The organism is Streptomyces ficellus (assembly GCF_030406405.1).
Lineage (GTDB): Bacteria > Actinomycetota > Actinomycetes > Streptomycetales > Streptomycetaceae > Streptomyces > Streptomyces ficellus_B.
In genome coordinates this window covers 1-5,438 of the sequence record NZ_JAUEPL010000072.1, presented here as the reverse complement: position 1 = coordinate 5,438, position 5,438 = coordinate 1, and the positions used below count along the sequence as shown (strand labels likewise).

Sequence of the window (5,438 nt, the reverse complement as noted above, 5' to 3'; positions counted from 1 at the left end):
GACGACGAGTCGCTGTCGTTGCAGGTCCCCAGTGACGGCACCCAGCGCGAGCTGCGCTCCATCCTCGACTGGCTGGACTCGGCCGGCATCGAGGCCGACGAACTGACCGTGCACACCCCCGACCTCGACGACGTCTTCTTCGCCCTGACCGGCGGCGCCGGCATCCCCGACCAGCCCAAGGAGTCCGTCCGATGAGCTCGCTCTCCCTCGCCGTACGCGACTCCTCCACGATGCTGCGCCGCAATCTCCTGCACGCGCGGCGCTACCCGTCCCTCACCCTGAACCTGCTGCTCACCCCGGTCATGCTGCTGTTGCTCTTCGTCTACGTCTTCGGTGACGTGATGAGCGCGGGGATCGGCGGCGGCGGCGCGGACCGCTCCGCGTACATCGCCTATATCGTCCCGGGCATCCTGATGATGACCATCGGCGGCACCGTGGTCGGGACCGCGGTATCCGTCTCCAACGACATGACCGAGGGCATCATCGCCCGCTTCCGTACGATGGCGATCCACCGCGGCTCCGTCATCATCGGGCACGTCATCGGCAGCGTGCTCCAGTCGATCATGAGCGTGGTCCTCGTGGGCGCCGTCGCCGTGGCCATCGGCTTCCGGTCCACGGACGCCACGGCCCTGGAGTGGCTGGCGGCGTTCGGGCTGCTCGTGCTCTTCGCCATGGCGCTCACCTGGGTCGCCGTCGGCATGGGCCTGATCAGCCCGAACGCCGAGGCCGCCGGCAACAACGCCATGCCGATGATCCTGCTGCCGCTCCTGTCCAGCGCCTTCGTCCCGGTCGGCGCGATGCCGGGCTGGTTCCAGCCGATCGCCGAGTACCAGCCGTTCACGCCCGCCATCGAGACCCTGCGCGGGCTGCTGCTCGGCAGTGGGATCGGCCACAACGGGTGGCTCGCGGTCGCCTGGTGCCTGGGGCTCGCGGTGCTCGGCTACTTCTGGTCGGCCTCGACGTTCAACCGCGACCCCAAGTAACCCCATGAATCCCCCATGACGGCGCGGGCCGCCTCCCGCGACTCGTCCCGCCCGAGGGCGGCGTACTCCGACACCGCGTCGGGGTACGCCGCCGCGTTCGTAGGCAGGACCGCGCACGCCCGGTCAGCCCGCCTGGAACCAGGTCCGGATCGCGAGGCCCGTGGGGAGCGGGCATGCCAGAGCGCCCACGAGGAGCAGGCGGCTCGCCGCGGACAACCGGCGAATGCCGGGCGCGAATGCCAGCGCGGGGTTCACCATCGGTACCTTCCGTGAGGGTGTCCACCATCCTCACCACGGGGCGGCGCCACGGCATGGGCGCGGATGCTCATCTCCGCGCGGGCTCCTGCTCAACTGACGCCGCCCGCACCGCAGGGGGCCGTGCGATGCTGGTGCGGTGACGCTGGAGGACCTGGTTCGGCTGCGCCGGGCGCGCGACCGGATGGACCGCGACTACGCGCAGCCGCTCGACGTGCCCGCGCTGGCGCGGGCGGCGCACATGTCGTCCGGCCACTTCTCCCGCAGCTTCCGCGCCGCCTTCGGGGAGACGCCCTACAGCTACCTGATGACGCGCAGGATCGAGCGGGCCAAGGCCCTGCTGCGGCGCGGCGAGCTGTCGGTGACGGAGGTCTGCTTCGCGGTCGGGTGTACGTCGCTGGGGTCGTTCAGCTCGCGGTTCACCGAGCTGGTGGGCGAGAGCCCGAGCGCGTACCGGGCGCGCCGGCATGACGAGGGCGCCGCCATCCCACCCTGCGTCGCCAAGATCCACACGCGACCGGTCAGGAATGGAGAAGCCAGACCCGCAGCCCCGCCCGTAGCGTGAAACGCATGGACATCAAGCTTTCGCAGTGCTTCATCGCCGTCGACGACCACGACAAGGCGCTCGCTTTCTACCGCGACGTCCTCGGCCTGGAGGTGCGCAACGACGTCGGGTTCGAGGGGATGCGCTGGGTGACGGTCGGCGCGCCGTCGCAGCCCGAGGTGAACATCGTCCTCGAACCGCCCCTCGCGGACCCGAACGCCTCGCCCGCCGACCGGAAAGCCATGGCGGAACTGCTGGCCAAGGGCCTGCTGCGCGGGGTCATCTTCAGTACCGACGACTGCGACGCCACCTTCGAGCGCATCCGCGCCGCGGGTGGCGAGGTGCTCCAGGAGCCCATCGACCAGCCCTATGGCGTCCGTGACTGCGCCTTCCGCGATCCCTCCGGCAACATGCTGCGCTTCCTCCAGCCTCGCGGGCAGTGAGCTCTGGCCCCGCCGACCGTGAAGCACCCATCCACAGAGGGAGACACCGATGACCATGGCCACGAGCACGGACACGCGGTCGCCCGCGCCCGCGCCGCACGTCGCCGACCGCCACGACGTGATCCGCGTGCACGGCGCGCGCGTGAACAACCTCAAGGACGTGAGCGTCGAGATCCCGAAGCGGCGGCTGACGGTGTTCACCGGCGTCTCCGGCTCGGGCAAGAGCTCGCTGGTGTTCGGCACGATCGCCGCGGAGTCGCAGCGGCTGATCAACGAGACCTACAGCGCCTTCGTGCAGGGCTTCATGCCCACACTGGCGCGGCCCGAGGTCGACGTACTCGAAGGGCTGACGACCGCGATCATCGTCGACCAGGAACCGATGGGCGCCGACCCCCGCTCCACGGTCGGCACCGCCACCGACGCCAACGCGATGCTGCGCATCCTCTTCAGCCGCCTCGGGCAGCCGCACATCGGCCCGCCCAGCGCGTACTCCTTCAACACCGCCTCGGTGCGGGCGAGCGGTGCGATCACCGTCGAGCGCGGAAACAAGAAGGCGGTGAAGGCGACGTATTCCCGCACCGGCGGCATGTGCCCGCGATGCGAGGGCCGCGGCACGGTCACCGACCTCGACCTCACCCAGCTCTACGACGACTCCATGTCGCTCAACGGGGGCGCGCTGACCATCCCCGGCTACAGGACCGGCGGCTGGAACTACCGGCTCTACACCGAGTCGGGCCTGTTCGACCCCGACAAGCCCATCCGCGACTTCAGCAAGAGGGAGCTGCACGCCTTCCTGCACCACGAGCCGACCCGGATGAAGATCGCGGGCATCAACATGACGTACGAGGGCCTGATCCCGCGGCTCAAGAAGTCGATGCTCGCCAAGGATCGGGAAGGGATGCAGCCGCACATCCGGGAGTTCGTGGACCGGGCGGTCACCTTCACCACCTGCCCCGAGTGCGACGGCACCCGGCTCAGCGAGGGCGCCCGGGCGTCGAAGATCAAGGGCATCAGCATCGCCGACGCGTGCGCGATGGAGATCCGCGACCTGGCCGAGTGGGTCCGCGGCCTCGACCAGCCCTCCCCATCCTCTTCGAGCAGGGGATACCCCATGGTGGCGCCGCTGCTCGCCGCGCTGCGGCAGACCCTCGACTCGTTCGGGGAGATCGGCCTTGGCTACCTCTCGCTCGACCGGCCGTCGGGCACGCTCTCGGGCGGCGAGGCGCAGCGCGTCAAGATGATCCGCCACCTCGGCTCCTCGCTCACCGACGTCACCTACGTCTTCGACGAGCCGACCACCGGCCTGCACCCCCATGACATCCAGCGGATGAACGACCTGCTGCTGCGGCTGCGGGACAAGGGCAACACCGTCCTCGTCGTGGAGCACGAGCCGCAGACCATCGCGATCGCCGACCACGTCATCGACCTCGGCCCCGGCGCCGGTACGGCGGGCGGCACCGTCTGCTTCGAGGGCACCGTCGAGGGGCTGCGGGCCGGCGGCACCCTCACCGGCCGCCACTTCGACGACCGGGCCGCCCTGAAGGAGACGGTGCGCAAGCCCACCGGCACGCTGGAGATCCGCGGCGCGACGGCGCACAACCTGCGGGGCGTCGACGTCGACATCCCGCTGGGGGTGCTCTGCGCCGTCACCGGCGTCGCGGGGTCCGGCAAGAGCTCGCTGATCCACGGATCGGTCCCCTCGGGGGCGGGGGTGGTCTCGGTCGACCAGGGAGCGATCAAGGGCTCGCGACGGAGCAACCCGGCGACGTACACCGGGCTGCTCGACCCGATCCGCAAGGCGTTCGCCAAGGCCAACGGCGTCAAGCCGGCGCTGTTCAGCGCCAACTCCGAGGGCGCCTGCCCGACCTGCAACGGCGCCGGTGTCATCTACACCGACCTGGCGATGATGGCCGGCACCGCCACCACGTGTGAGGACTGCGAGGGGAACCGCTTCCAGGCATCGGTACGGGAGTACAAGCTCGGCGGCCGCGACATCAGCGAGGTGCTCGCCATGTCGGTGACCGAGGCCAAGGAGTTCTTCGCCTCCGGAGAAGCGCGCACCCCGGCCGCGCACCGCGTCCTCGACCGGCTCGCCGACGTCGGGCTCGGCTACCTCAGCCTCGGCCAGCCGCTCACCACACTGTCCGGCGGCGAGCGGCAGCGGCTCAAGCTGGCCACCCACATGACCGACAAGGGCGGCGACCGGCTCGTCTACGTACTCGACGAGCCGACCACCGGCCTCCACCTCGCCGACGTCGAGCAGCTGCTCGGCCTGCTCGACCGGCTGGTCGACTCCGGCAAGTCGGTCATCGTCATCGAGCACCACCAGGCGGTGATGGCGCACGCCGACTGGATCATCGACCTCGGCCCCGGCGCCGGCCACGACGGCGGCCGGATCGTCTTCGAAGGCACCCCCGCCGACCTCGTCGCCGCCCGCTCCACCCTCACCGGCGAGCACCTCGCGGCCTACGTCGGCAGCTGAGCTCGGCAAGCGGCAGCGGCAGCGGCCGGTCAGCCGGCGTGGTGCGGCCGCCGGCGGGTCCAGACGGTGAAGGTCGCTGCTGGTGGCGACGGCCAGGGTGAGGCCGGAGGGGGAGAATCCGGCGGCGCGGAGTGTGCCTCCCGCCGTGGGCGGACAGCCCAGGGGGATGCGGGCAGGGTGGTCTCAGTCGCGCCGTGTGCCGGGCTCCGCCGCCGGGTCCGCGAGTTGGGGCGGGAGCGGTTCGGTGTGCAGGACGTCGAGGCGGGAGACGGCGCGGGTGAGGGTTACGTAGAGGCGGTGCAGGCCGCGCGGTTCGGCCGCGACGATGGCGGCCGGCTCGGCGACGATGACGTGGTCGTACTCCAGGCCCTTGGCGAGCGTCGCCGGCAGCACCGTCACGCGCGGCCCCGCCAGCCCCGCCGCCTCCAGCGCGGCGCCCAGCCGCCCGGCCGCCGGCTCCGTGGCGATCACGCCGACCGAGCCCTCGCGGGCCAGTGCCGCCCGCACCGCGTCGACCGTCGCCGCCGCCAGGTCCCGCACCTGGCGGACCGTCACCTCCCCGTCCCGGCGCAGCGAACGCCCCGGCGGCACGTCCACGTCCAGCGCGGCCAGCAGCCGGTTGGCCAGCTCCACCACACCGGCCGGGACGCGGAACCCGGTCGTCAGGGCCACCACGGGGACGGACTTCCTGCCCAGGTGGGCCAGTTGACCGGCCCAGTCGCGGGCCGCCC

The 5,438-nt window shown here is 71.5% G+C and carries 4 protein-coding genes and 2 pseudogenes; 5 read left to right on the top strand and 1 reads right to left on the bottom strand.

Annotated features, from left to right (window positions below):
- The 5 genes and pseudogenes from QWM81_RS28910 to QWM81_RS28890 all read left to right on the top strand — a co-directional run.
- Positions 1-195 (top strand): annotated as a pseudogene (locus QWM81_RS28910) (ABC transporter); the annotation flags it as partial.
- Entirely contained in the window at positions 192-983 is a 792-nt protein-coding gene (locus tag QWM81_RS28905) for an ABC transporter permease (protein ID WP_290115455.1), read from the top strand. The pseudogene QWM81_RS28910 and the gene QWM81_RS28905, both read left to right, overlap by 4 nt.
- Before the next feature lie 394 nt (positions 984-1,377).
- A complete protein-coding gene (locus QWM81_RS28900) occupies positions 1,378-1,803 on the top strand; it encodes a helix-turn-helix transcriptional regulator (protein WP_290115453.1) in 426 nt (141 codons plus the stop codon).
- A gap of 5 nt (positions 1,804-1,808) precedes the next feature.
- Positions 1,809-2,225, top strand: a complete 417-nt coding sequence (locus QWM81_RS28895; RefSeq protein ID WP_290115452.1) for a VOC family protein — start codon at positions 1,809-1,811, stop codon at positions 2,223-2,225.
- A 49-nt stretch (positions 2,226-2,274) separates the two neighbouring features.
- Complete coding sequence (locus QWM81_RS28890; RefSeq protein WP_290115450.1) at positions 2,275-4,707, top strand: ATP-binding cassette domain-containing protein; 2,433 nt, start codon at positions 2,275-2,277, stop codon at positions 4,705-4,707.
- 183 nt (positions 4,708-4,890) lie between these two features.
- On the opposite strand, the pseudogene QWM81_RS28885 reads toward QWM81_RS28890, so the two are convergent.
- A pseudogene (locus QWM81_RS28885) lies at positions 4,891-5,438 on the bottom strand (AAA family ATPase); the annotation flags it as partial.